Origin of the sequence: Microbispora sp. H10836 (genome assembly GCF_012999525.1) — a bacterium.
Classification (GTDB): domain Bacteria; phylum Actinomycetota; class Actinomycetes; order Streptosporangiales; family Streptosporangiaceae; genus Microbispora.
Genome location: NZ_JABBWU010000031.1, coordinates 17607 through 40491, shown reverse-complemented (window position 1 = coordinate 40491; position 22885 = coordinate 17607). Strand labels below are relative to the sequence as shown.

Genomic DNA, 22885 nt, shown 5'->3' with positions numbered 1-22885 from the left:
GAAATGACCGACGCGCAGGATCGCCGGCTGAGCTCGAGCGATATCAAGCGGGTGCTGGACGCGCTCGACGCTTCGAGCTGGGACGAGGCGCTCATCACGATCGGCGACGTGTCGATAGCGGTGGCCCGCAACGGCGGCACGCTGCCCACCGTCGCGACCGGCGGCACGAACGTCGTCGCTCCCGCGGTAGCCGCTCCTACCATCCCCACCCCTACCGACGCGCCAGCCCCTACCGCCGCCGCGCCGGCCGTGAACGGAGCCCCGGCTCCAACCGAGGGGGACACCGCCCTAACGGCTGGAAGCGAGACGTCCCCACCGGTCGCCTCCGGGCGGGTGGAGGTCGTGCGCTCGCCGAGCGTCGGCATCTTCTGGCGGTCTCCCGAACCGGGCGCGAAGCCGTACGTCGAGGTCGGCCAGCGCGTCGAAGCCGGTGACACCCTTTGCATCGTCGAGGTGATGAAGTTGATGAGCCACGTCGAGTCGCCCGTCGCGGGGGTAGTGACCGAGATCCACGCCGGCAACGCCGCCTCGATCGAGCATGGGGCGCCGCTGTTCACCATCACGCTCGACCAGGGCTGAGCCGTGCGTCGCGTCCTGGTCGCCAATCGCGGCGAGATCGCCGTTCGCGTGGTGCGAGCGTGCTTCGACGAAGGGCTGGAGTCCGTCGCCGCGGTCTCCACGGCCGACGTCGACTCCCTGGCCGCGCGGATGGCGGACAACTGCGTCGTCATCGGCCCGGCGCCTGCGGCCGACAGCTATCTCAGCGTCGGCCGGATCATCGCCGCGGCTCGGCACGCCGACTGCGATGCCGTCCACCCCGGCTACGGGTTCCTCTCTGAACGGCCGGAACTGGCCGACGCCTGCGCCGAATATGGCCTCACCTTCATCGGCCCGCCGGGTGACGTGATGCGCCGCTCCGGCGACAAGCTCCGGGCCCGGGAGGTCGCGGAGAAGCTAGGAATCCCCACCGGTCGCGGAACTCCTGGGCTCGCCTCACTCGCCGAGGCCCTGGTGGCCGCCGAGCGACTCGACGCCTACCCGCTGCTGATGAAGGCCTCCGCCGGCGGCGGAGGCCGCGGCATGACCATCGTGCGCGGTCCCGAAGACCTGCGGCGGGCGTTCGAGCGGTCGCGTATTGAGGCCGAGCGCGCCTTCGGTGACGGCACCCTCTACCTGGAGCGGTACATCGAGAAGGCCCGGCACGTTGAGGTGCAGATCGTCGCCGACACGCACGGAAACGTCTGCCACCTCGGGGAGCGTGATTGCAGCGCGCAGCGGCGCTACCAGAAGCTGATCGAGGAGGCTCCCGCCGTGGGGCTGCCCGGTGACGTCGTACAGCGGTTGCGCGACGCCGCGGTCAGTCTGGCCGCCGGGCTCGAGTACGTCGGTGCCGGGACCGTCGAGTTTCTCGTCGACGCCGAGCGCGGGGACTTCATCTTCCTGGAGTTGAACGCGCGGGTGCAGGTCGAGCACCCCGTCACCGAGCAGGTCACCGGCATCGACGTCGTCCGCACCCAGCTCAAAGTCGCCGCCGGAGAGCCGCTGCCGTTCGCCCAGTCCGACGTGCGGCTCGACGGCCACAGCGTCGAATGCCGGATCAACGCCGAGGATCCCGAGCGCGACTTCCTGCCGACGCCTGGTGTGGTCACGACGTGGGTGCCCCCGCAGGGAGCCGGAATCCGGGTCGACACGTTCGTCCAGCCTGGCGCCCGTGTGGAGCCCTACTACGACTCGATGATCGCGAAGGTCATCACCCACGGTGCCACCCGCGGGGAGGCGCTGCAGCTGATGCGACGGGCCCTCGCCCGGTTCCGGATCGAGGGCATCCATACCACCGTTGGCCTGCAGCAGGCCATCCTCGCCGATGAGCGGTTCGCGAGCGAGCCGATCCACACGCGGTGGCTCGAGGAGGTCTTCCTCGCCGACGACATCACGGAAGGTTCATGATGACGTACATCGACTTCGTCGACCAGACACTGCGGGACGGCCAGCAGAGCCTCTGGGGCATGCGGATGCGGGCTTACGAGGCCGCGCCGGCGCTGCCACACATCGACAAGACCGGGTTCAAGGTCGTCGACCTCACCGGCGCCGGCATGTTCACCGTGCTGCTGCGGTCGTTCAAGGACGACCCATGGGCGACCACCGACTTCCTCGTGCAGAACCTGCCGAACAGCGTGCTTCGGTCCGGGCTGCGGACGATCAGCGTGATCGGGTTCGCGCACACGCCGGACTCGGTTATGGACCTGTGGGTAAAGACGATGATCAAGCATGGCGTGACCAGCTTCTGGATCTACGACTGCCTCTATGACATGCCCACAATGAAGCGGCTGGCCGACGTCATCCTGGAGGCGGGCGGCTCGGTGGCTCCGGCCATTATGTACGGACTCACCGACGTCCACGATGACGAGTTCTTCGCCGCTCGGGCACGAGAGATCGCCAGTTGGCCCGGGATCGAGTCGATCTACGTTGAGGACGCCGCCGGGGTGCTCAAGCCCGAGCGCGCGGCGACGCTGCTTCCCGCGCTCAAGGCCGCCGCCGGTGACGTCACCCTCGAGTTACAGTGTCACAACACCACGGGGCTGGCGCAGCACAACTACATCGAGGGCATCAAGGCTGGGTTCCACCGGCTGCACACCGCGTCACGCCCGATGGCCAACGGCCCGTCGGTCCCGTCAACGGAGGGGATGCTCCCTATCCTCGCCAGCATGGGCGTCGGCCACTCGCTCGATGAGTCGCGGCTCGCCCCGGTCGCCGAGCATTTCCGCGAGGCGGCGCTGGTCGGCAGTTACCCGGTCGGTGAGATGGCGGAGTACGACCCCCGGATGTACGAACACCAGCTTCCCGGCGGGATGACCGGCACTCTCAAAGCTCAGCTGAAACAGCACGGCATGCTGGACCGCTTCGACGAGGTCCTCGAGGAGATCCCACGTGTGCGGCGGGAGCTCGGTGAACCGATCATGGCCACCCCATTCTCGCAGTTCGTGGGTATTCAGGCGCTGCTGAACGTCGTGAACACCGAGCGCTACTTGATCATCCCCGACGAGGTGCTGCACTACGCGCTCGGCCACTACGGCCCGCTGCCCCGAGCGATCGACCCAAACGTTCTCGACCGCATCATGGCGGCACCGAAGGCCGCGGCGTACGCGAAGTGGGAGCGCCCGCAGCCTTCCCTCGCCGAGGTGCGCAAGCAGATCGGACGTGACTGCAGTGACGAGGAACTCCTTCTGCGGTTTATGACCTCCGACGAGGAGGTCGATGCGATGATCGCGGCCGGGCCCATCCGCACCGACCCGCGCACCCGCACCGACCGGATCCTCGACCACCTCGCAGAGCTGGTGTCGGAGTCCCGGTCGTTCTCCGCGGTCTCGGTCACCAGCCCTGGGATGTCGGCCACCCTGCGCCGGCGCACCTCCTGAGGCGGCAGTGATGGTGCAACGCGAGGCCCGCCGTCCTCTCGACGGCGGCCGGGCCCGTGACCGTGAGGTCCTCGACGCCGCGATCAGAGTGTTCTGGGAAAAGGGGTACTCGGGCACGTCGGTGCGTGACGTCGCCAAGGAGCTCGGGATACTCAAGGGCAGCCTGTACTACTACATCGACTCCAAGGAGTCGCTGCTCGAGAAGATCTTCGAGGACTCCCACGCGGAAGTGAGCGCGATCGCGGCGGCAACCCGGGCGCTCGACGTGCCCAGTGGCGAGCGACTCCGCGCCTTCATCACTGCACTTGCGAGGTGGTACCTCGAGAACCTCCGCCGGGCGAGTCTGTACGCCCGCGAGTGGCGGCACGCGAGCGACCGGCTCCGGGAGGTGATGCTCAAACAGCGAAAGTTCTACGACTTGGTGCTGGTGGAAATGATCCGCGAGGCTGCGCAGGAGGGGGCGATCGCACTGGTGCACAACGACCGGTTCGCCGCGAACTTCGTGATGTCGGCGATCTCGTCTCTGCCGGACTGGTACAACCCCGCCGGCACTCGGTCGGCCGACGATGTCGCGCACGATTACACCAACATGGCCATGCGGCTCCTCGGCGAACTCCCGACTGCCGACGGATCGGCCGGGCTCAAGGAGGAAGATGTGAGCCAGCTTCGCCTGGAGAACCTTGGAAGCCTCGTCGGAGAGCAGGTGGGCACCAGCAGATGGCACCCGGTCAACCAGCGGACCATCGACCTGTTCGCCGAGGCGACTGGAGACCACCAGTGGATCCACGTCGACCCGGCGCGGGCCGCTGAGGGCCCGTATGGCGCGACCATCGCCCATGGCTACTTGACGCTCTCGCTGCTGCCCGTGCTGGTCCAGGAGGCGTTCACCGTCGATGGCGTCGCCCGCCGGGTGAACTACGGGCTGGACAGGGTACGCTTTCCGTGCCCGGTCACAGTGGACGCAAAGGTCCGTGCGGTCGTCACCGTACGGGAGGTACGCGACATCGAGGGCGGTGTCCAGCTCGGGCTGCGCGTGGTGGTCGAGGTTCAGGGCGGCGGCAAGCCGGCATGCATCGCCGACACCGTCACCCTGCTCCTCCGATGAGGGCGGCACGCCCGCTGCCCCGGAACGACCTGATCACAGTTCACGACCTGCAGCGCTCGCTGCCGTTCGTCACCGCGTCGCGCGACTGCCGGGGCGCATCTGCCGATCCTTCCCCGGCCCCATCGACGGCCTCTTCGTAGGCATCGAGGCTTGCGGTCAGGCTCTTAGGACTCGCCCGGCTCGCCGATCTTGTAGGAAGCCGCCTGCGCCAAAGCCCGGCAGAGTAATCATGTAATTCTACCAAACGAATGATTGGCATCTCCGGTCGCGTCCTGGGTTCTAGCGAACCCACTGAGAGAAAGGCGGTACATCGCGTGTCAGTAGTGGTAACCGGCGGAACCAGCGGGATCGGACTGGCCATCGCCACGCGGCTGGCCGGCCCCGGGAGGACCGTCGTCCTCAACTACGCCCGGGACGACGCCGCCGCGAGCAAGGCGCGGGCCCGCGTGGAGACGACAGGCGCCGAGGTGCACGTGGTGAAAGCAAACCTCGCCGAGCTGGACGGCATCCGCGCATTTGTCCGGGAAGTCCGGTCAAGAGTGACCTCCATCGACCAGTTGGTACATTCGGCCGCCGCTGGCCGCCCCGGCCCGCTCCAGAAGCAGTCCGGCGAGGATCTCGACTGGTCGGTCCGTCTCAACGGGACCTCGATCGCCCACCTGATCCGCGAGCTTGACGACCTGCTCACCGCGGGCACTTCCGTCTTCTACATCACCAGCGCCGGCGCCGTCCGCGCAATCCCGGAGTATGGAATGCTCGGCGCCCCCAAGGCGCTGGCCGAACACCTGGTGCGCTACCTCGCCCGTGAACTCGCTCCGCGTGGCGTCCGGGTCAACTGCGTCTCGCCTGGGCCGCTCGACACCAAGGCAAGGCGCGAGATGTTCCCCGACTCCTGGAACGAGCGGCTCGTGGCCCAGACGCAGGCCAACCCGTCGGGTAGGGGAGTCACCATGGACGATGTCGCCGGCGTCGTAGAGGCGATGGCACGCCCCGAGTTCGCGATGGTCCAGGGGCAGGTGCTCACGATCGATGGAGGACTGACCCTGTGACCGAGGCGGTAATCGTCGCTGCCGCCCGCACTCCGATCGGGCGTGCGCACAAGGGATCTCTGACGGGGGTGCGCCCTGATGACCTGGCCGCGCACGCGGTGCGGGCGGCGATCAGCACTCTCGGCTTGGGCGACGACCTCGTCGTCGACGACCTGCTGCTCGGCTGCGGTCTCCCCGGGGGAGAAGCGGGCTACAACATGGCCCGCGTGGTGGCGGAACTCTCCGGGCTGCGCAACGTCCCCAGCGCGACGGTCAACCGCTACTGCGCATCCAGCCTGCAGACCACGCGCATGGCTTTTCACGCCATCCGCGCCGGTGAGGGGCACACCTTCGTGTCCGCGGGCGTGGAGAGCGTGAGCCGGACGCTGACCGGTAACCCCGACGGCGCGCCCGGCACCCAGAACCCGGTCTTCGCGCGGGCCCGGGAACGGACTGCCGCCCGCTCGATGTCCAACGATCCCTGGGAGGACCCGGCACGGCTGGAGCTGGCCTCGGACGTCTACATCAGCATGGGGGAGACCGCAGAGAACGTGGCGTCGGCGTACGACGTGAGCCGCGCGGACCAGGACGCGTACGCGGCACTCAGCCAGGAGCGTACGCAGGTCGCGATCGAACAGGGGCACTGGGCCCGAGAGATCACTCCCATCGAGCTTCCGGACGGCACAAGGGTTGTTGACGACGACAGCCCGCGGGCGGGCGTCACAGTGGAAAGCCTGGCGGGGCTGCGCCCGGTGTTCCGGGAGAGCGGCACGGTGACCGCCGGCAACAGCTGCCCCCTCAACGACGGCGCCGCCGCGCTCGTGGTGATGAGCGCCGTCAGGGCACGCGCCCTCGGACTGACGCCGCTGGCCAGGATCGTCTCCACCGCGGTGTCGGGGCTGTCCCCGGAGATCATGGGAATGGGACCGGTCGAGGCCTCCCGGAAGGCTCTCGACCTGGCCGGCCTGACGATGGCCGACATGGACCTGGTGGAGATCAACGAGGCATTCGCGGCACAGGTGCTCGCCTGCGCTCGTGAGCTGAAGGTCGACCTCGACCGGCTGAACGTCCACGGTGGCGCGATCGCGGTTGGTCATCCGTTCGGGATGACCGGTGCGCGGATCACCGGCACGTTGGTGAACGCGCTGCGGGCCCGCGACGGCCGGCTGGGTCTCGAGACGATGTGCGTAGGCGGGGGGCAGGGCATGGCGATGGTGCTGGAACGACTCACCTGAAGCCGCGGGGAAGGACGACCGGGCACAGTCCGGCTCGGGACGTCGACGCGGTCGCCGGCGTTCGTGGTGGGTGGTCGCCGGCGCCGCGTGGGCCCTCGCCTGTGTTGATCGACCACGACACCCAACCACAGGCAGTCAGAACCGGAAGGTCCCGTAAACCCCCTCGACCGGCCGCCGACGCGGTCACCAAATTGTCACCACAACCGATTGGCCAGTCCCTCAGCGAGCAAGGAGAACTACCTACCATGCTGGGCCGCCCCGTCTTCGTCGTCGATGCCGTCCGCACACCTATCGGTACGCGAGATCGCGGCGCGTCTGGACCGTCGGCTGGGCGAGTCCGGACGGGCGGCCGAGCTCATCGATGAGGTCACGCTGGGCGCTGCCAACCAGGCTGGCGAGGACAACCGCAATGTCGCGCGGATGGCTCTGCTGCTGGCCGGGTTGCCGACCCGCATCACGGGCAGTACGGTAAACCGGCTTTGTGCCTCTGGTCTCGACGCGGTGCTCCAGGCGGCCCGTTCCGTGGCTGTGGGGGAGGCCGACGTCGTGGTGGCTGGCGGTGTCGAATCGATGACTCGGGCTCCATGGGTGCTCCAGAAGCCCAGCGCGGCTTCCCCACTGGTCACGAGCAACTATGGTCCACGACGCTGGGGTGGCGGATGACGAACCCTGCGATGCCCGCGGAGTGGACCGTCTCCTTGGGAGAGGCGACAGAGCAGTTGCGCGACCGGTACGGGGTGTCGCGGGAGGACGCCGACGAGTTCGCCGCCCGCAGCCACCGTCTGGCCTCTAAGGCATGGCGTGACGGTGTATACGCGGTCCTACCCCGGCGTCGAGCTCACGCGTGACGAGACGATCCGCGACGGCGTGACGGTGGAGTCCCTGGCGGCTTTGAAGCCGGTCTTCCGCAAGGACGGGACGGTGACCGCAGGGAACTCCTCCTCGCTCAACGACGGCGCCGCAACGGTGCTGCTGATGGACGAGGCCACGGTCGAGCGACTCGGGGTCACCCCGCTGGCGCGCATCGTGTCGTCCGGGGCTCACGGCGTGGAGCCGCAGTTCTTCGGCATCGGCCCCGTCCAGGCCGTCAGGCGAGCCATGGCCCGGGCCGGCGGCGACCTGGCCGACATTGCGGTGATGGAACTGAACGAGGCGTTCGCGGCGCAGTCGCTGGCCTGCATGGCCGAGTGGAAGGAGCTCTGATCAACCCACAGGGCGGCGCCATCGCCATGGGGCATCCCCTGGGCGCGTCGGGAGCAAGGCTCGCCGGTTCCCTCGCTTGGCAGCTCAGCCGTCACCCCGGCCGACGAGGGGTCGCCAGCCTCTGCATCGGCGTCGGCCAGGGACTCGCCCTGGTCATGGAGGGCGTCGAGGACCACGCGTTGTGACAGGCGAGACCGGCTCAGGGTGCTCAGGTCTGCCTGGCACGGCCCGCCGGACGTTCAGACGCCAGGGTCAGTAGGAGGTCTTGGTGGAGAACCATCCGCGTCAACGGCAAGCTGAGCGCTCGTGATGTGGCGCGCCTCATCCGAGGCCAGAAGGAGGACCGCGCTGAACACGTCCACGGGGTCGACCCAGGGAATCGGGATCGTGAGGTGCCCCGGGTCGGTTGCAGGGTCATATGTACACTCACCGGCGACGTCCTCCCCTGGTCATCAGCGAAATCGCTCCGCCTGCGCAAGCAGCGTTCGAGATTCGTTGGCGAGATCGAGGAAATAGTCCCATGCGCCGGCCGAAGCTTGAGTCCCCGCAGTGAACTCGGTCAGGGTGGGCCACCAGATCTCGCGCACGGCCGCGAACGGGGGCGGTGAGGATGCACCCTCCGGATGGATCGTAGAAGTCAGACTGTATCGCTGACCTCCGAGCGCGAACGCGGCCTTGATATCCTCATCGCGGTCCGGAAGCGCTTGATTCGCGATGAACTGGATGAGCTTGATCGAAGTCGGCACGCGGTCGTAAGACCACCACCGCTCAGCAGCCGTCGCGTTCGCGACGTAGTCCTTCTTGTCTACCGCGGTGAGCTCGACTCCGAACACCCACTTGAGACCACTCATGTCGACGAATGACGGCTCGTCCGGGCGCAAGTGCTCACGGTAGTGGTCGTTGTCGGCCAGACCGCTCGCTGAGGCAAGCGAGTCGTACCAACCTTCGGCGATCGCCTCGAATTCCGACTGCGTCACGTCTAGGAGGTCTGTGTGAATCTGATGACTCTGCACGTAGTGACGCATGGGCTCGAGCCCAAGCCCAAACGTGCCATGAGGATAGCGATAGTGATCGTGGAACTCTTCTGAAGAGATCTCTTTGAGCCTCGGAATCAATCCGAAGAACCGAACAGGCACAACTGCTCCTCCATTTCGCTCGTCAGGTTCAGTACACGGACTTGGCCGAGCCGGCCCGCGACCGCGAAACCGACCCGTTGGGCCGACAGTGCCGGGCGCCGCACCGGGCAGACCTGGCGGACCCGGTCGACCGCGAGTTGTCCCGGATTCGTCAGGTCTGCCTGGAACGGCCCGCCGGACGTTCAGACGCCAGGGTCAGTAGGAGGTCTTGGTGGAACCACCCGCGTCAACGGCAAGCTGAGCGCCCGTGATGTAGCGCGCCTCGTCGGAGGCCAGGAAGAGCACCGCATTCGACACGTCCACGGGATCGACCCAGGGAATCGGGATCGTGTGCAGTCGCGTCGACGTCTCGACGATATCCTCGCGACCCGGCGACTCCAGGTCGGGCCGGAACAGCTTGAAGAGGCTGTCGTGCATGATCATCGGAGTGTCGACCTGACTCGGGTGCACCGAGTTCACCCGGACTCCGTGCGGGCTCACCTCGTTGGAGATGGTGCGCATCAGGCCGACCAGGCCGTGTTTCGCGGCGGCGTAGTGGGCCAGGTTGTTCGGGCCCATGAGCCCGGCGCCGGAATTGATGATGACGATCGAGCCAGCGCGCTGGGCGAGCATAGTTGGGATCACGGCCTTGAGCGTCTTCCAAACGCCTGACAGGTTGATGTCGATCACCTCGTCCCACTGCTCCTCAGTGATCTCATGTGCCGCACCCCAAGAGACGATGCCCGCGTTGGCCACTGCGATGTCGATCCGTCCGAAAGCCTCCAACCCGACGGCGACGGCCTCGTCCAGCTCTGCCTGGACGCGCACGTCCGCTCTGGCGACGACCGCCCGCCTTCCGCGTGACCGCACCAACTCGGCGGTCTCCTGGAGATCGGCCTGTTGCCCCATTGGATAGTCAGTCGTCTTGACCGCGCCGCAGAAGTCGACCGCGATGATGTCGGCGCCCTCGTCCGCCAGCCGAAGCGCATGGCTGCGTCCCTGTCCCCTGGCCGCGCCGGTGATGAAGGCCACCTTGCCGTCGACACGTCCCATGCTTGCTCATTCCTTTCAAAAATCCGGTCAGTACGGCGCGTTTCAGGCTCTACTTCCGGCTCCGCCGGAGCGGCGGCGCAGCAGTGCCGTGAGGGCTACCGCGCCCACGAGAACCGCACCGTTGAAGACGGGCTTGACACCGGCCGAAAGCCCGATGGCGTCCAGTCCGGCTGCGGCGAATGCGATCAGCAGAGTCGCGATGATCGTGCCGAGAATCGTGAACTTGCCGTCGGACAGGATCGATGAACCCAGGAACGCCGCCGCGAAGGCCGGCAGGAGCAGGTCCGGACCGACGGTCGGGTCGGACGAGCCCATCCTGGCGGTCAGCACAATGCCGGCCAGCGCGGAGAGAACTCCGGTCGCGATGAACGCGAACACGACCATGCGGGTCACCTTGACCCCGGCCAGCCGGGCGGCATCCGGGTTGGCGCCACTCGCGTACCAGTTACGACCCAGGATCGTCTGTCTGGTGACAGCCCAGCCCACGACCAGCAGGATGGCGACGTACCAGATCGTCAGGGGGACGCCGGCGAGTTCGTACGTGCCCGCGTTGAGCAGCGACTGCGGAATGCCCGTGTAGATGACGAGCCCGCCGCTGTAGAGGAGCGAGACACCGGTCGCGGCGCCCCCGACGGCAAGCGTGGCGATGAAGGCGTCGACCTTCGCCCGGGTGACGAGCAGCCCGTTGACCAGGCCCACCAGAGCCCCGATGAGGACCACGAGCAACAGCGCCATTCCGAGCGGCATGCCCTGGTTCGCGGTGAAGCCGGCGATAAGGACGGCGGACATGCCGACCAGCGGACCGGCCGACAGATCGAACTGTCCCGCGATCAAAGTGATCGTCACAGCGGAGGCCACGAAGGCCACGTGGGCGTTCTGGGATGCTACTAGTGCCAGGTTGCCCCAGGACGCGTACGAGGTTCCTTCTATAGCCGCCACAATCAGGATGAAGACGACGAAGAAGAGAATGGTCCCGTATCGCTCGAGGCGAAAGCGCCGGGGAGCGCGGGTTCCGGGAAGCACCTGGCTCTGCTCACGCTGCACGTGAGGCTCAGCCGGCGATTGCTGTGTCAGCCGATTGCTCATAGCACGTTCTCCAGGATCTCATCGGCGGAGATGGAGTCGATCTCCGACAGCCCGGTGATGCGACCGTCGTCCACGAGGCCGACACGGTCGGAGACGGCCATAATGTCGTCGAGGTCGATGCTGAGGACGATGACCGCGGCGCCGGCCGCGCACGCGTCATCGATGAACTTGTAGATGGCACGACGCGTACCGACGTCGACCCCCCTGGTGGGTTCACACAACACATACAGGTCAGGAGCCATGAGCCGGGCGCGTCCCATGAGCACCTTCTGCTGGTTCCCGCCGCTCAGGCCGAGGATTGGGTAGTCCGGGTCCGTAGGTCGCACGTTCACCTGACGCACCTCTCGCTCGACGTCTGCGCGCTCACGGGAGTGCTGGAGGAAGCCCAGGCGTGCCCTCTTCCTCAGCGAACTGATCAATAGGTTGGCCCGGACGTCCATGCCGTGCAGCAGCCCCTGGGCCCGCCTGTCCTCCGGTACGAGCGCCACCCGCCCGGGGCGCCCGTCGGCCGACGAGATCCGCACGCTTCCCGAGGTCAACGGCAGATGCCCTGCCACGAGGTGCCCGATGGCGTAGAGATTGGAGGAGAGGGGGCCCACGAGTCCTACCACCTCGCCCGCCCTCACCTCCAGATCGATAGGGCCGACCCCCTTCGAAGCCGCAGCTGAGATGGCCGCGACCACGGGGCCCGCGTCCCCGCCACGCGCACGCCGGATGTGCGGGACCCCGGCGGACAGCATCTCGTGGAGCTCGTGAACGGACGGCGTCGGTCCGCTGTAGTGAGGGGTGCCGTCGCGAAGCAGTGTGACCGTGTCGCAGTGCTCCGTGACCTCGTGAAGACGGTGCGTGACCAAGATCGCGGAGCCGCCTTCCTCGGTGAACTTACGCACTTCGGACAGGAGCCAACTGCTTTCACGGCGAGTCAACGCGGCGGTCACCTCGTCCAGAACGATCACAGACGCGTCCTCGGCCATAAGCCGCGCCACGGCCACGAGCGTCTTTGCGCCAAGCCCCAGTGAGGACAGTTGCACGTCAGGGTCGATTCGGAGATCGACCCGAGCCAGGCTCGCCAGTGCCTGGCGACGCTCGGCCCGGTGGTCCACGAATCCCCGCCGGCTTCTGGCAGAGGAGCCCAGGTAAAGGTTTTCACGCACCGTGAGCTCGTCGACGAGCCCGAGATCCTGGTGTACGAAGCTCAGGCGGCCTGGGTGCCCGCCCACTCCTCTTCCGATCGCTACCTCTCCGCCGTCGGCCTCGTAGATGCCGGAGAGGATCTTGATCAACGTTGATTTCCCTGCCCCGTTGGCGCCCAGCAAGGCATGGATCTCCCCCGGCGCCACGGTGATGTCGACCCCGTCGAGCACCGTGGCTCCGTTGAACTTCTTGCGCAGGCCGCGGACGGTGAGCGCCGGTGTGCCGGTGGTCATCGTAGTCAGGTCTCCCGTTCCCCTAAATGAGCCCTCAGCCAGCTGAGACAAGTCCCCACTGCTTCTTGTAGAAGGAGACATAGTCCGGGTCGGAAACGAACTGCCCCTCGGCGGGCAAGTTGTTGTCCGCGTCGACGATCTTGGACGGAATGAACACCTGCGTGGGCCGCTGCCCCGCGAGGACACGTGCCATGAGGTCAGAGGCGGCGAAACCCAGCCATGCGAGGGGTGAGTTGTTGCACATGACCTGCGGGCCGTGCTTGCGGATGGTGTCCAGCGACGCGAGCTCGCAGTCTGACGAGACGATTTTCACGTCAGCGGTTCTCCCGGCCTGCTGAACCGCCTGGATGGCTCCGAGTGACTGGGAGTCGGAGGTGGCGGCGATGACGTTGACCGCGCCCTTGGGATACTTTTGCAGCTGGGCGGTGACGAGGGACCTGAGGCGGGCCTCGAATCCCGGTGCCTGCGTCACCTCCTCTTCCACGAGCACTTCGCACTCCTCACACTGGTCGAGCACCTCCTTCATGCCTTCGGTCCGCAGGCGCATCGCCGTGACCAGCTGGTTCTTGAACACGATGAGTTTCGCGCGCCCACCAGTCTGCGCGATCGCGTACCAGCCCTGAGCCCGTCCCTGTTCCTTGGCGTCCAAGTCGACGTTCGCGACCGTCGGGTTCGGGATGGGATCCTCGCCCGAATTTGAGCACACCGCGCAGACCACGGGGATCCCGGCGTCGGCGGCCTCCTTCATCGACTGGGGCATAGCGTTGTCGGGCTCCGCCAGTTTGATGATGCCGTCGACCTTCTTCTGGATAAGGCGGCTCATGGCTGTGGCCCACCCCGAGGGGGTCAGCTTGCCGTCTTCCATCACCACCTCGTACCCGAGGAGCTTGAGCCCCTCGGTCGCCCCGTTGACCATGCGCTGGCATGCCGGCGCCTCCTGGCCGCAGCTCAGGATCCCGATCTTCTTGCCCTTGACCGGCGTGAAGTCCTCGCCCGCGGGATCAGGCATGGCAACTTCGCCCACGTGTTCGTGGACGTACGCCTCGGCCATGTCCACCATCGCCTTGTCCGCTGCAGCGACCGGCTGGGCCCCGGTGGTCCCGGCGCTGCTGTTCCCTTCGTCAGGCGCGCTACACGCGGCGAGCGCCAGCGCGCAGGCGAGCGGGACCGCGACTAGACCGAATCGCTTCACAGCGTCCTCCTCATGCTTGGCGGGGCCCGCCAAGTTCTTGTAGATGATCAAATCTACCATCCGTCTGGTAGAATATTGATGCGTGTCACATCCCACAAGGGGTCGCTGTGCGGGGACTGGCCCATGACTTGCCAGAGGCCGGCGGTGACGTGGCCGAGCCGGGTACGCCATTTCTGGGACTCTCGGCCCCGCACTGCCGATTGACACGTCGCCTCTCCTGGACGAGCATCATTTTCTACCAACCATTTGGCAGGAGAAATCTATGGCGGAGTTCGATGGCAGGGTCGCGATCGTGACCGGAGGAGCCAATGGCATGGGTGAACAGGTCGCCCATACACTCGCGGCAGAAGGCGCCACCGTGATCATCGCGGACAGGGATGCCGAGCGTGCCCATCTCGTGGAGCTCGAGATTCGCGAGGCTGGCGGCGATGCGCACGCCGTGGTGGTCGACGTGAGTGAGGAGAACCAGGTCAAGGATCTGGTCGACAAGGTCATCACCCGATTCGGGCGCATCGACGTGCTGGACAACAACGCGGCGGCTCTCGAACTGACCGCGGAAGATCCTGATGTGGTGGCGCTGGACTCCGCCGTCTTCATGGACACGATGCGCGGCAACGTGCTCGGTCCGTTTCTCTGCTGTAAGTACGTGATCCCCGTCATGCTCAGTCAAGGCGGAGGGAGCATCATCAACATGGCGTCCGTCTCAGGGATGGCCGGGGAGACGTCCCTGACGGCCTATGGGATATCGAAGGCCGCGGTGATCCAGCTGACCCGAGCCGTCGCCACCCAGTACGGCAAGCAGCGCGTACGATGCAACGCCATCGCACCGGCTCTCGTGATGACCCGCAACACCAGTGAGTGGATGCCGAAGGAGTTCAAGGACATCTACCTGCGTAACAGCCTCACTCCGTACGTCGGGGAGCCTCAAGACGTCGCGAACGTGGTCGTTTTCCTCGCCTCGGACAAGGCCCGATACATGACCGGCCACGTCATCCCCGTCGACGGAGGTATCAAAGCGGCCTCGCCAATCGTGGCGGACAGGAGGTGAACGCCATCTCCGGGGGACATGACTTCGGCCCGTTCCGGCTGGAGGTGTCGAATGGAATCGCGACAACGTCGTTCGATCGCCCCCCTGTCAACGCGTTTGATCTGGCGACGTACCAGGCGCTGAGCGATCTCGTCGAGCATCTGGAGCAGAGAGACGACGCGCGAGTTGTCATCCTGACGGCGCCGGATCACGCGCGATGCTGGTGCGGGGGCGCGGACTTGCGCGACTTCGTCGGAATGGACCAGGCAGGCCGCGCGGAGCGCTACACGTTCATCAATCAGGTCATTCCGCGACTCTTCGAGCTGGAACGGCCGGTCTTGGCGGCGATCACCGGCGACGCCATCGGGATCGGAGTGCTCCTGGCTGCCGTGTCCGACCTGCGCATCGCCTCCGAGAGCGCCGCCTTCTCGTGTCCCGAGATCGACTACGGTCTCATCGCCGGCTCTTCCCGCCTGCTCAACTATCTGGGAGTTCCCGAAGCCTTGGTGCGGGAGATGGTCTACACGGGTCGACGGATGACCGCCAAGTCAATGTACTCGGCAGGGTTCCTCAACTACGTGGTCCCGGCTGCCGAGGTCCTGCCCACTGCGATGTCACTGGCAACCGAGATCTCCGCCAAGAGCCTCCCGGCACTCCGCGCGCGCAAGCGCGCTTTGATTGCGCACGAACGCATGGGCTGGTTCGATGCCTACCAATTCGCCCAGCAACTCTCCGGCGGCCTGGTCAGTCATCACGAATCGCAAGAAGGCGTGCGGGCGTTTCTGGAACGAAGGCAGGCGGCCCTCGGCGACGTGTAGACGGGGTCACCAGGACGGCAGGCTCTCTCCGGCTGTCAGACTCTTGTGAGACCCGGCGACCTCGGCCCGCGCCGTCACGACCTAGGCCAGCGCCTGAGACGACTTCCTCCAAGGGATGTACGCCCTGCTATCGCTCGGGTCTGACGGCCTTATCGGTGGGCCGCTTGGATGTGCGGGTCCTCCGCTGGATGTCCGGCAGCAGGGCACTCAGCGAGCGGCCGCGAATCGCGCCGTGCCACACGCCGCAGCTGTAGGCGGCGTCGTCGAGTCGTCGGGCGAGGGCGTAGCGGAACGGGTCGAGATGGGCCTTGGTGCGGCGAAGGTCGACCACGGTGTCGAGCACAGTAGCGGCAATCATGGCCCGGCGTAGTCTCCTGGAGAACAGGCAGCCGACGGCGGCGAGCGGCCACCAATGGCGCAGCAGGAGCGCGGCGGCCTGCCACACGGCGGCGACGGCCCCATCGGCGGTCAGGCTCAGGGCGAGTCGCGTGGGGTGATCGCTCCGCTTGAGTTTGGTCGAGATTCGCGCGGCGGCCGCGGCGAAGATCAGCCCGGCCACCGGTAGGGACCAGCGCCGCTGGGCGAGCAGCGCGAGGGCGAAGCCCGCGCTCCAGGGGGCCAGTACGGCCGGTGCGACGTTGGAACCGTGGCGCTGGGCGAGTAGATGCGCGCCGGTGCCGTAGAAGGCTTTGCGTCGCAGCCAGTCGTGGACGGCCGTGCGGTGCTCGTGCCGTACGATGGCGGCGGGCTCGTAGCGGATCCGCCACCCCTGGTTCGCGAGGCGCCAGACCAGGTCGACGTCCTCGCCGACGCGCATGTCTGCGCTGAACCCGTCGCCCAGCACGTCGACCCTGGCCAGGAGGCAGGCGCTGGGGACCCAGGAGACGGGCGCGCGTGGGCGTACGATCCCGGGTTCCACCCCGAGGTCGAGTGAGGAGCGCGCGTCCTCGTAGCGGCGGATCCACCGGTCCCGCCCCGGTAGTCGCAGCCCCAGCACGCGCGGCGCGGCCATGGCCACGCGAGGGTCTGCGAAGTGCCGCAGCAGGATCGGCAGCGCGTCGGGTTCGAGGACCACATCGGAGTCGACGAAGGCGACGTAGGGGGTGGTGACCCGGCGCAGTCCCGCGTTGCGTGCGGCAGCGGGCCCGGCGTTCTGCGCCAGAGGGACGAGCTCGGCGCGATGGGCGGCCGCGACCTCGGCGATGGCAGCGAGATCCTCCGAAGCGTCGTCGACCACGATCACACGGTGCCGGTCGGCGATGCAGACCAGCAGCCTGTTCAGTGCGGCGGGGCGGTCGCGAACCGGTACGACGACCGTCACCTGGGACAGATCGAGGTCGGGTAGTTCCTCGACAATGGGGTCGGCCATTCCGGTCTCCAGCAGTCGGTCGGCGAGCGTGGCAGAGGCGCGGTCGCGCACCCGTAGCGTGCGGTTGACGATCAGTTCTCCTGCCCGGCTGGCGAGGTGGGCCACGCGCGTTGGCGCGCCGCCGACGAGGGTGCGGCCGCTGTCGCGAACGCGGACGTGACGGTTCAGCCGAACGGCGAAGCCCGTCGGCAGCGAGCCGGACGCGGGGCGATCGGCGCCGGTCAGGGGGTGAACCGGCCCGCTCATGGGGTGAACCCTCCGTCCGCCGACACCACCGACCCGTTGACGACGCCTCCCTCACGAGAGCAGCAGAATGCGATGGTCTCGGCGATCTCAGCAGGGTCGATCAGACGGCGCAGCAGCTGGGACTGCGCGAAGTCGTCCACGTCGTCCAGGCCATAAACGTCGGCGGTGGCGGTGAGCATGGGCGTGCGTGTGGAGCCGGGGGAGACGGCCGCCGCTGTCACCCCGGTACCCACCAAATCAGCCGCTAGCCCGCGCACCAGCCCGACCACAGCGTGCTTCGCCATCGTGTACGCCGCCAGGTGGAACAATCCGTGCGAGCCGGCGGCCGAGGCCACGGCGACGAAGCGGCATCCGCCCGGATCGGGCCCCGCCAGCATGTGCGGGACGCATACCGCGGCGGTGTTCCATATCCCAAGCACGTCGGTCTCCCAAAGGGTAAGCACGTGTGCCTCGGGGGTTTCCCACAGCGGCAGGCCGCCGAGCATGACGGCCGCGGCGGCCACGACCGCGTCCAACCGGCCGAAGCGCTCCACCGCCATAGCGGCGGCTCCCGCCAAGGCTTCGCGGTCGCGCACGTCCGCGACGTACGGCACGACCGCGTCGGGGTGGTCGCTCACCAAAGACTCCAGGTCACCGGTGGTCGCGAGCGGGTAGTTCACTCCGCTGGGCCGGTCTGGTCCGTCCGCCGCGCACGAGTCGACCGCGACCACGCGATAGCCCCTCGTGCAGAGGGCTCGGACGGTGGCGGCTCCGATCCCGCGGGCCGCCCCGGTCACCAGGGCGACTCGGACCCCGGCGTTCTGGTCGCTCATGTCCGGCATGTCGCGGCCACAGGCAGGAGGCAACCAGTGCGGTCCACTCGTCCGTATCGAATGCGGGTGGCCACGTTGTCGGCCATCTGATCGAGCAGGCGGTGGCCCTCTTGTGCGGAGGCAGTGGTGGGATCGCCGAGTACGCCGGAGGGTGACACGGCGGCGACGCCCTTGGTGATGAGCTCGGGCATGAGCTGGTTGAGCGGGGCGAGGTTGCCCGGCTCGGCCCGGGTCATGTCCACCAGGTGCGGAGCAAGATGCAGCATGAGCGAGGTCTCGGCATGGCCGGCATGGGCGTCGGTGCCCGCGGCCGTGCAGGGCACCCAGACCGCGTCGTGCCCTTCGTACCGCATCTGTACCACCGCGGCGGCGAGGCCGTCCAGGTTCCCGCCGTGACCGTTGACGATCACAATCTGCCCAGCCCAGCGGGACAGGGACCGGATGAGTTCGAGCAGCAGGAGCTGGAGGGCGTCGTTACCGATGGACATCGTGCCGGGAAAGTCCTGATGCTCGCCGCTGGCGCCGTAGGCGACGGCGGGCGCCACCAGGAGGGAGTCGCGTGGTCGTGCCCGGCGCAGGCGGGCGGTGGCGGCCTGCGCCACTGCCGTCGCGATTGTCGTGTCGGTGTGCAGCGGCAGATGCGGGCCGTGCTGTTCGGTGGATCCGAGCGGCACCAAAACGGTCGGCGAGGGCGGCACCACGGGCCACGACAGGTCCGCCAGGCCGCCTTCGTCCCTCCTGTTACTCATCGTGCGGGGAGCCGATCTGGCGGGTGAATCCGGGCGGGATCACCACGTCGCCGCGTTCCAGGTCGTGGATGGACGCGCGGCCGAGCCCCAGCAGGGCCGAGTCGATCCCGCCGCGCAGAATGTCCAGCACGTTTTCCACGCCCGCCTGGCCGTTCGCCGCCAGGCCCCACAGATAGGCGCGTCCGATCATCACCGCCCGTGCACCAAGCGCGAGGGCCTTGACCACGTCACCGCCCCGCCGTACGCCGCCGTCGAGAAGGACCTCGACCTGGTCGCCGACCGCGTCGGCGATGGCCGGCAGTAGCCGGATGGTGGCGGGTGTGCCGTCGAGGTTGTTCCCGCCGTGGTTGGACACCGAGATCGCGGTGACCCCGATGTCGGCCGCCCGGCGGGCGTCGTCGAGCCGGGATATGCCCTTGAGCATGAACGGGCCGTCCCACTGCTCGCGCATCCACCGCACGTCCTGCCAGCTCGGTGGGGGTGTCTGCATCCACTCGCCGTACGCGCCGAAGAACGTCGGTGCCGGCCGGCCCGGCTCGGCCACGTTGGGGACGGTGAGGTCGGGCAGGCGGCCGGTCCTGGCGAAGTCGAGCAGCCACCGCGGCCGCGCCAGCCCCTGCGGCGCGAACTTGACCACCGCCTTCAGGTCCAGCCGTTCGGGGATCCACGGGCTGCCCCAGTCCCTGCCATAGGAGAACGTCCAGTCCAGGGTCACGATCAATCCCTTGACCCCGGCGGCGCGGGCCCGCTCCATGTGCGCGGTCATGGAGTCCTTGGCGCCCATCCAGTACATCTGGAAGAACGTCTGCCGGTTGGCGGCCACGACGTCTTCGACCGGCTTGCTGGCGAAGTTGCTCAGCCCCATAACCGTTCCGCGCGCGGCGGCCGCCCGCGCCACCGCGACCTCCCCCTCCGGGTGCACCGCCTGAACACCGGTCGGGGAGATGAGCACCGGCAGTGAGATCTGCTGGCCCATCACCGTGGTGGCCATGTCCCGCTTGGCGGGCAGGTCCGCCACGTGTGGTACGAAGCCGAGCTCGGCGAACGCGGCCATGTTGTCGTCGTAGGTTCGGCCCCTTTCGGACCCAGCGAGCAGGGCCGAGTACACCGACTTCGGCAGGCGGCGCCGCGCTCTGCGCTGGGCTTCGGCCACCGTCTCGAACCACGCGTTCGCGGCCATGAGACCTCTTTCCTTGCTACACGTTGTGGGAGGGAGTGAACCCGGCCAGCGGGCTCTCCGCGCATGCGTGCACGGGCGGTTCGGCGGGGGCGGGGCGGCGTCCGACGCGCACCGGGACCGGCCGAGCCTTGGTGCGGTGGGAGTGGTCCTGGCTGGGCTTGGGCGCCGTGCGCCCGGCGGCCGCGAGCGCCTGCTCGGCATGCCCCTGTACGCATTCGGGGTCGGGCCCGTCCAGCGGCAGGCCAGTGAAGAACTTCGCCGCCATGCACCCGCCGCGGCAGGAGTCGAAGAATTGGCATCCCGTGCAGGCGCCGGAGGTCTGCGGGGACCGTAGTTCCCCGAACAGCTCCGAGGTGCGCCAAACCCCGGCGAACCCGCCCTCGTTCAGCACGTTGCCCGCGTGGAACTTGTCGTGAATCGCGAACGGGCACGCGTACACGTCCCCGATCGGGTCGATCAGGCAGACCACCCGGCCCGCTCCGCACAGGTTCAGCCCCGGCAACGACTCGCCGTACCCGGCGAGGTGGAAGAACGAGTCACCGGTCAGCACGTTCTCACCCGCCCGCAGCAACCACTCATACAGCTCGCGCTGCTGCGCCGCCGTCGGGTGCAGCTCGTCCCACACGTCCGCGCCGCGTCCCGATGGGCGCAGCCGGGTCAGCCGCAGCGTGGCCCCGTGGGAGTCGGCGATCGCCTTGAACTCGTCGAGCTGGCTGACATTGTCGCGGGTCACGACCACCGAGATCTTCGCGTCGATGAACCCGGCCTCGGCCAGGTTGTCCAGCGCCCGCATCGCCGTCGCATACGACCCGCGTCCCCGCACCCGGTCGTTGACCTCGGCGGTGGCGCCGTCGAGCGACACCTGAACATCCACGTAGTCGGTGGATGCCAGGAACCGCGCCCGCTCCGGCGTGATACGCACCCCGTTGGTGGAGAACTTCACCCCGACCTGATGGGCCACGGCGTATTCCAGCAGGTGCCAGAAGTCGGGCCGGACCGTCGGCTCCCCGCCGCCGATGTTGACGTAGAACACCTGCATGGCCTGCAGTTCGTCGATGACCGCCTCACACTGCGCGGTCGTGAGCTCGCGCGGATCGCGCCGTCCCGACGACGACAGGCAGTGCACACACGACAGGTTGCAGGCGTAGGTCAGCTCCCACGTCAGGCAGATCGGCGCGGCCAGGCCGTACTCGAACCGCTCGACCAGCGATCCGCTCGCCGCCCCGGACCGTGCCGGGGCCGCCGCCGTCGGCCCTCCCTGTCGCCCCTTCCCCACCGTGCGCGGTCGGATCATGTCGGCGGACGCCAGGCCACGCAGCGCCTCGCCGTACGCATGCCATTGATCGGCGGGGACACCGACGTGGGCCAGCGCGGTGCGGGCGTCGGGCTGGCCGGCGAGAGCGCGGACGACCGAGACGAGTTCGGCGCGCTTGAGGAAGGTCAGCCGCCGATTGCCGAAGTGGTAGGCCAGCGCCCCGAACGGCTCCGGCCGCAGGGCCACCCTGGGCGAAAGCTCCCAGGCCTCGTCCAGAGAATCGGTCATCAGTAGACGCCACACATGCCGTCGATCGACACCTCTTCGATCAGCGTCTCCGCCGTGAGCTGCTCCGTCGCCTCGGCCGGGATGGTCGTGTCTTCCACGGCTGCTCCTTTCGTCGGGGCGCCACAGTTGGTGGCACTGAGTGCAACAAATATTTAATGCACTGAGGGTAAAAAAGGAAGCCCCTTGGGTGGAACTGCTACCTTCTGGGCTTGTGAACAGCCGATCAAGGCAGACACCGGGGCGCCGCCCCGCGACCGACCATGCCGCGATCGAGCGAGCGGCGTTCCGCCTCTTCGCCGAACGCGGGTTCGAGGAGACCACAGTGGACGCCATCGCCGAAGCCGCAGGCATCGCGAGACGGACGCTGTTCCGGTACTACCCCTCCAAGAACGACATCCCATGGGGGCAGTTCGACGCCGGCCTCGTGCGTCTGCGCGAGTTCCTGGAGGCCATGCCCCTCGACGTCCCCGTGCATCAGGCGGTGCACCAGGCCGTGCTCGACTTCAACCACCTGGATGAGGCCGCGATCCCGCAGCACCGCCAGCGCATGAGACTGCTGCTCACCACGCCCGCATTGCAGGCGCACTCCGCGCTGAAGTACGCCGCGTGGCGCCGAGTCATCGCCGAGTACATCGCACGCAGGTATCGCCTGTCCGCCGACGACCTGCTGCCGAGGACGGTGGGGCATGTGAGCCTGGGGATGGCGCTCTCGGCGTACGAGCAGTGGCTCGACAGCGAGCACGCATCCCTTCCCCAGCTCCTCAACTCCGCACTCGCCGGCCTGCGTCTGTACTTGTGCGAAGAAAGTTCACAGAGGACGACGTTCGCGCCGTCCTCGACAAGCTGAGCGGGCACGGCCGAGCGGGTACCTTCACCGCGTTGCGGTCGCTGTTCCAGTTCGCCAAGCGACAGCATGTGGTCTTCGCCGATTCGACCCGCTGCCTTCCGCCGGCAGAGTGACGCATCCGGCATCTACTGCTGCAGGGCTTCCAGCTCGAGCAGATCCGTGGCGACCGCATTCTGCACGAAGCTCCTGAGGTCGGGGCTGATCCACTGCACCTGGCGGCGGCATTCAACCTCAGCTCGGCGACGGCGATCGTCTACGACATCGCCCGGACCCTGAGCAGGGCAGCCCGCCGACCTGCCGTCCGCACATCACCTTCCCGATCAGCCGATCGCCTTCCGGACGGCTTCCGCGATTCCGTCCAAGCGCTGCACCGCGCAGGCAGGCTGGATCAGGCCGTCGCCGACGGCCTCGAGCCCGGTGCTACGGAGGGCAAG

At 67.7% G+C, this 22885-nt stretch carries 24 protein-coding genes; 13 read left to right on the top strand and 11 right to left on the bottom strand.

Going from position 1 to position 22885, the window contains the following annotated elements:
- Nucleotides 1-3: 3 nt before the first annotated feature.
- The 10 genes from HHX30_RS37115 (at nt 4) to HHX30_RS43885 (ending at nt 8172) form a co-directional block, all read left to right on the top strand.
- Nucleotides 4-579 (top strand): biotin/lipoyl-containing protein, encoded by a 576-nt coding sequence (locus tag HHX30_RS37115; protein WP_169988484.1) that lies wholly within the window; start codon nt 4-6, stop codon nt 577-579.
- A 3-nt stretch (nt 580-582) separates the two neighbouring features.
- On the top strand, nt 583-1947 hold the full coding sequence (locus tag HHX30_RS37110) for an acetyl/propionyl/methylcrotonyl-CoA carboxylase subunit alpha (RefSeq protein WP_169988482.1): 1365 nt from the start codon (nt 583-585) through the stop codon (nt 1945-1947).
- Nucleotides 1944-3416 carry a hypothetical protein gene (locus HHX30_RS37105; protein WP_211593290.1) on the top strand — a complete coding sequence of 491 codons (1473 nt, stop codon included), beginning with the start codon at nt 1944-1946 and terminating at the stop codon, nt 3414-3416. Before HHX30_RS37110 ends, HHX30_RS37105 begins: the two co-directional genes overlap by 4 nt.
- Before the next feature lie 10 nt (nt 3417-3426).
- Entirely contained in the window at nt 3427-4521 is a 1095-nt protein-coding gene (locus HHX30_RS43005; protein ID WP_169988480.1) for a MaoC/PaaZ C-terminal domain-containing protein, read from the top strand.
- Between the two features lie 314 nt (nt 4522-4835).
- Nucleotides 4836-5570, top strand: coding sequence for an SDR family oxidoreductase (locus HHX30_RS37095; protein WP_169988478.1), 735 nt, complete (start codon nt 4836-4838; stop codon nt 5568-5570).
- Entirely contained in the window at nt 5567-6784 is a 1218-nt protein-coding gene (locus HHX30_RS37090) for an acetyl-CoA C-acetyltransferase (protein ID WP_169988476.1), read from the top strand. The genes HHX30_RS37095 and HHX30_RS37090 overlap by 4 nt, the downstream gene beginning before the upstream one ends.
- Before the next feature lie 273 nt (nt 6785-7057).
- Nucleotides 7058-7447, top strand: coding sequence for a beta-ketoacyl synthase N-terminal-like domain-containing protein (locus HHX30_RS43900; RefSeq protein ID WP_396706630.1), 390 nt, complete (start codon nt 7058-7060; stop codon nt 7445-7447).
- A complete protein-coding gene (locus HHX30_RS43895; RefSeq protein WP_396706628.1) occupies nt 7369-7632 on the top strand; it encodes a hypothetical protein in 264 nt (87 codons plus the stop codon). Before HHX30_RS43900 ends, HHX30_RS43895 begins: the two co-directional genes overlap by 79 nt.
- Complete coding sequence (locus HHX30_RS43890) at nt 7586-7987, top strand: hypothetical protein (RefSeq protein WP_396706625.1); 402 nt, start codon at nt 7586-7588, stop codon at nt 7985-7987. Before HHX30_RS43895 ends, HHX30_RS43890 begins: the two co-directional genes overlap by 47 nt.
- Nucleotides 7972-8172, top strand: a complete 201-nt coding sequence (locus HHX30_RS43885) for a hypothetical protein (protein WP_396706622.1) — start codon at nt 7972-7974, stop codon at nt 8170-8172. Before HHX30_RS43890 ends, HHX30_RS43885 begins: the two co-directional genes overlap by 16 nt.
- Nucleotides 8173-8439: 267 nt before the next feature.
- Here HHX30_RS43885 and HHX30_RS37080 read toward each other — a convergent pair whose 3' ends face one another.
- The 5 genes from HHX30_RS37080 to HHX30_RS37060 all read right to left on the bottom strand — a co-directional run bounded on the left by HHX30_RS37080 (nt 8440) and on the right by HHX30_RS37060 (nt 13911).
- Complete coding sequence (locus HHX30_RS37080) at nt 8440-9123, bottom strand: EthD domain-containing protein (RefSeq protein WP_169988474.1); 684 nt, start codon at nt 9121-9123, stop codon at nt 8440-8442.
- Nucleotides 9124-9318: 195 nt separating this feature from the next.
- Nucleotides 9319-10155, bottom strand: a complete 837-nt coding sequence (locus HHX30_RS37075) for a mycofactocin-coupled SDR family oxidoreductase (RefSeq protein WP_169988472.1) — start codon at nt 10153-10155, stop codon at nt 9319-9321.
- A 42-nt stretch (nt 10156-10197) separates the two neighbouring features.
- Nucleotides 10198-11241 carry an ABC transporter permease gene (locus HHX30_RS37070; protein WP_169988470.1) on the bottom strand — a complete coding sequence of 348 codons (1044 nt, stop codon included), beginning with the start codon at nt 11239-11241 and terminating at the stop codon, nt 10198-10200.
- Entirely contained in the window at nt 11238-12668 is a 1431-nt protein-coding gene (locus HHX30_RS37065) for a sugar ABC transporter ATP-binding protein (RefSeq protein WP_169988468.1), read from the bottom strand. The genes HHX30_RS37070 and HHX30_RS37065 overlap by 4 nt, the downstream gene beginning before the upstream one ends.
- Nucleotides 12669-12702: 34 nt before the next feature.
- A complete protein-coding gene (locus HHX30_RS37060) occupies nt 12703-13911 on the bottom strand; it encodes a sugar ABC transporter substrate-binding protein (RefSeq protein ID WP_169988466.1) in 1209 nt (402 codons plus the stop codon).
- Nucleotides 13912-14122: 211 nt separating this feature from the next.
- On the opposite strand from HHX30_RS37060, the gene HHX30_RS37055 reads away from it, so the two are divergent.
- Both HHX30_RS37055 and HHX30_RS37050 read left to right on the top strand, forming a co-directional pair.
- Nucleotides 14123-14908 (top strand): SDR family NAD(P)-dependent oxidoreductase, encoded by a 786-nt coding sequence (locus tag HHX30_RS37055; protein WP_169988464.1) that lies wholly within the window; start codon nt 14123-14125, stop codon nt 14906-14908.
- The gene (locus HHX30_RS37050; protein WP_211593288.1) at nt 14905-15705 is read left to right on the top strand and encodes an enoyl-CoA hydratase/isomerase family protein; all 801 of its coding nucleotides are present in this window, start codon (nt 14905-14907) and stop codon (nt 15703-15705) included. Before HHX30_RS37055 ends, HHX30_RS37050 begins: the two co-directional genes overlap by 4 nt.
- Before the next feature lie 127 nt (nt 15706-15832).
- Here the strand turns inward: HHX30_RS37050 and mftF are convergent, their stop codons facing one another.
- Genes mftF through mftA form a run of 6 tightly spaced genes read right to left on the bottom strand, consistent with a single transcriptional unit; the run spans nt 15833 to nt 21702 of the window.
- A complete protein-coding gene (mftF, locus tag HHX30_RS37045; RefSeq protein ID WP_169988462.1) occupies nt 15833-17320 on the bottom strand; it encodes a mycofactocin biosynthesis glycosyltransferase MftF in 1488 nt (495 codons plus the stop codon).
- Nucleotides 17317-18132 (bottom strand): mycofactocin-coupled SDR family oxidoreductase, encoded by an 816-nt coding sequence (locus HHX30_RS37040; protein WP_169988460.1) that lies wholly within the window; start codon nt 18130-18132, stop codon nt 17317-17319. The genes mftF and HHX30_RS37040 overlap by 4 nt, the downstream gene beginning before the upstream one ends.
- Nucleotides 18129-18881: a mycofactocin biosynthesis peptidyl-dipeptidase MftE gene (mftE, locus tag HHX30_RS37035; RefSeq protein ID WP_169988458.1), complete on the bottom strand. Its 753-nt coding sequence runs from the start codon at nt 18879-18881 to the stop codon at nt 18129-18131. Before mftE ends, HHX30_RS37040 begins: the two co-directional genes overlap by 4 nt.
- Entirely contained in the window at nt 18874-20061 is a 1188-nt protein-coding gene (gene mftD / locus HHX30_RS37030) for a pre-mycofactocin synthase MftD (protein WP_169988456.1), read from the bottom strand. Before mftD ends, mftE begins: the two co-directional genes overlap by 8 nt.
- Nucleotides 20062-20077: 16 nt before the next feature.
- Nucleotides 20078-21604 (bottom strand): mycofactocin radical SAM maturase, encoded by a 1527-nt coding sequence (gene mftC, locus HHX30_RS37025; RefSeq protein WP_169988454.1) that lies wholly within the window; start codon nt 21602-21604, stop codon nt 20078-20080.
- On the bottom strand, nt 21604-21702 hold the full coding sequence (mftA, locus tag HHX30_RS43560; RefSeq protein ID WP_311923014.1) for a mycofactocin precursor MftA: 99 nt from the start codon (nt 21700-21702) through the stop codon (nt 21604-21606). Before mftA ends, mftC begins: the two co-directional genes overlap by 1 nt.
- Nucleotides 21703-21815: 113 nt before the next feature.
- On the opposite strand from mftA, the gene mftR reads away from it, so the two are divergent.
- Complete coding sequence (gene mftR, locus HHX30_RS37015) at nt 21816-22451, top strand: mycofactocin system transcriptional regulator (protein WP_211593286.1); 636 nt, start codon at nt 21816-21818, stop codon at nt 22449-22451.
- Nucleotides 22452-22885: the final 434 nt, after the last annotated feature.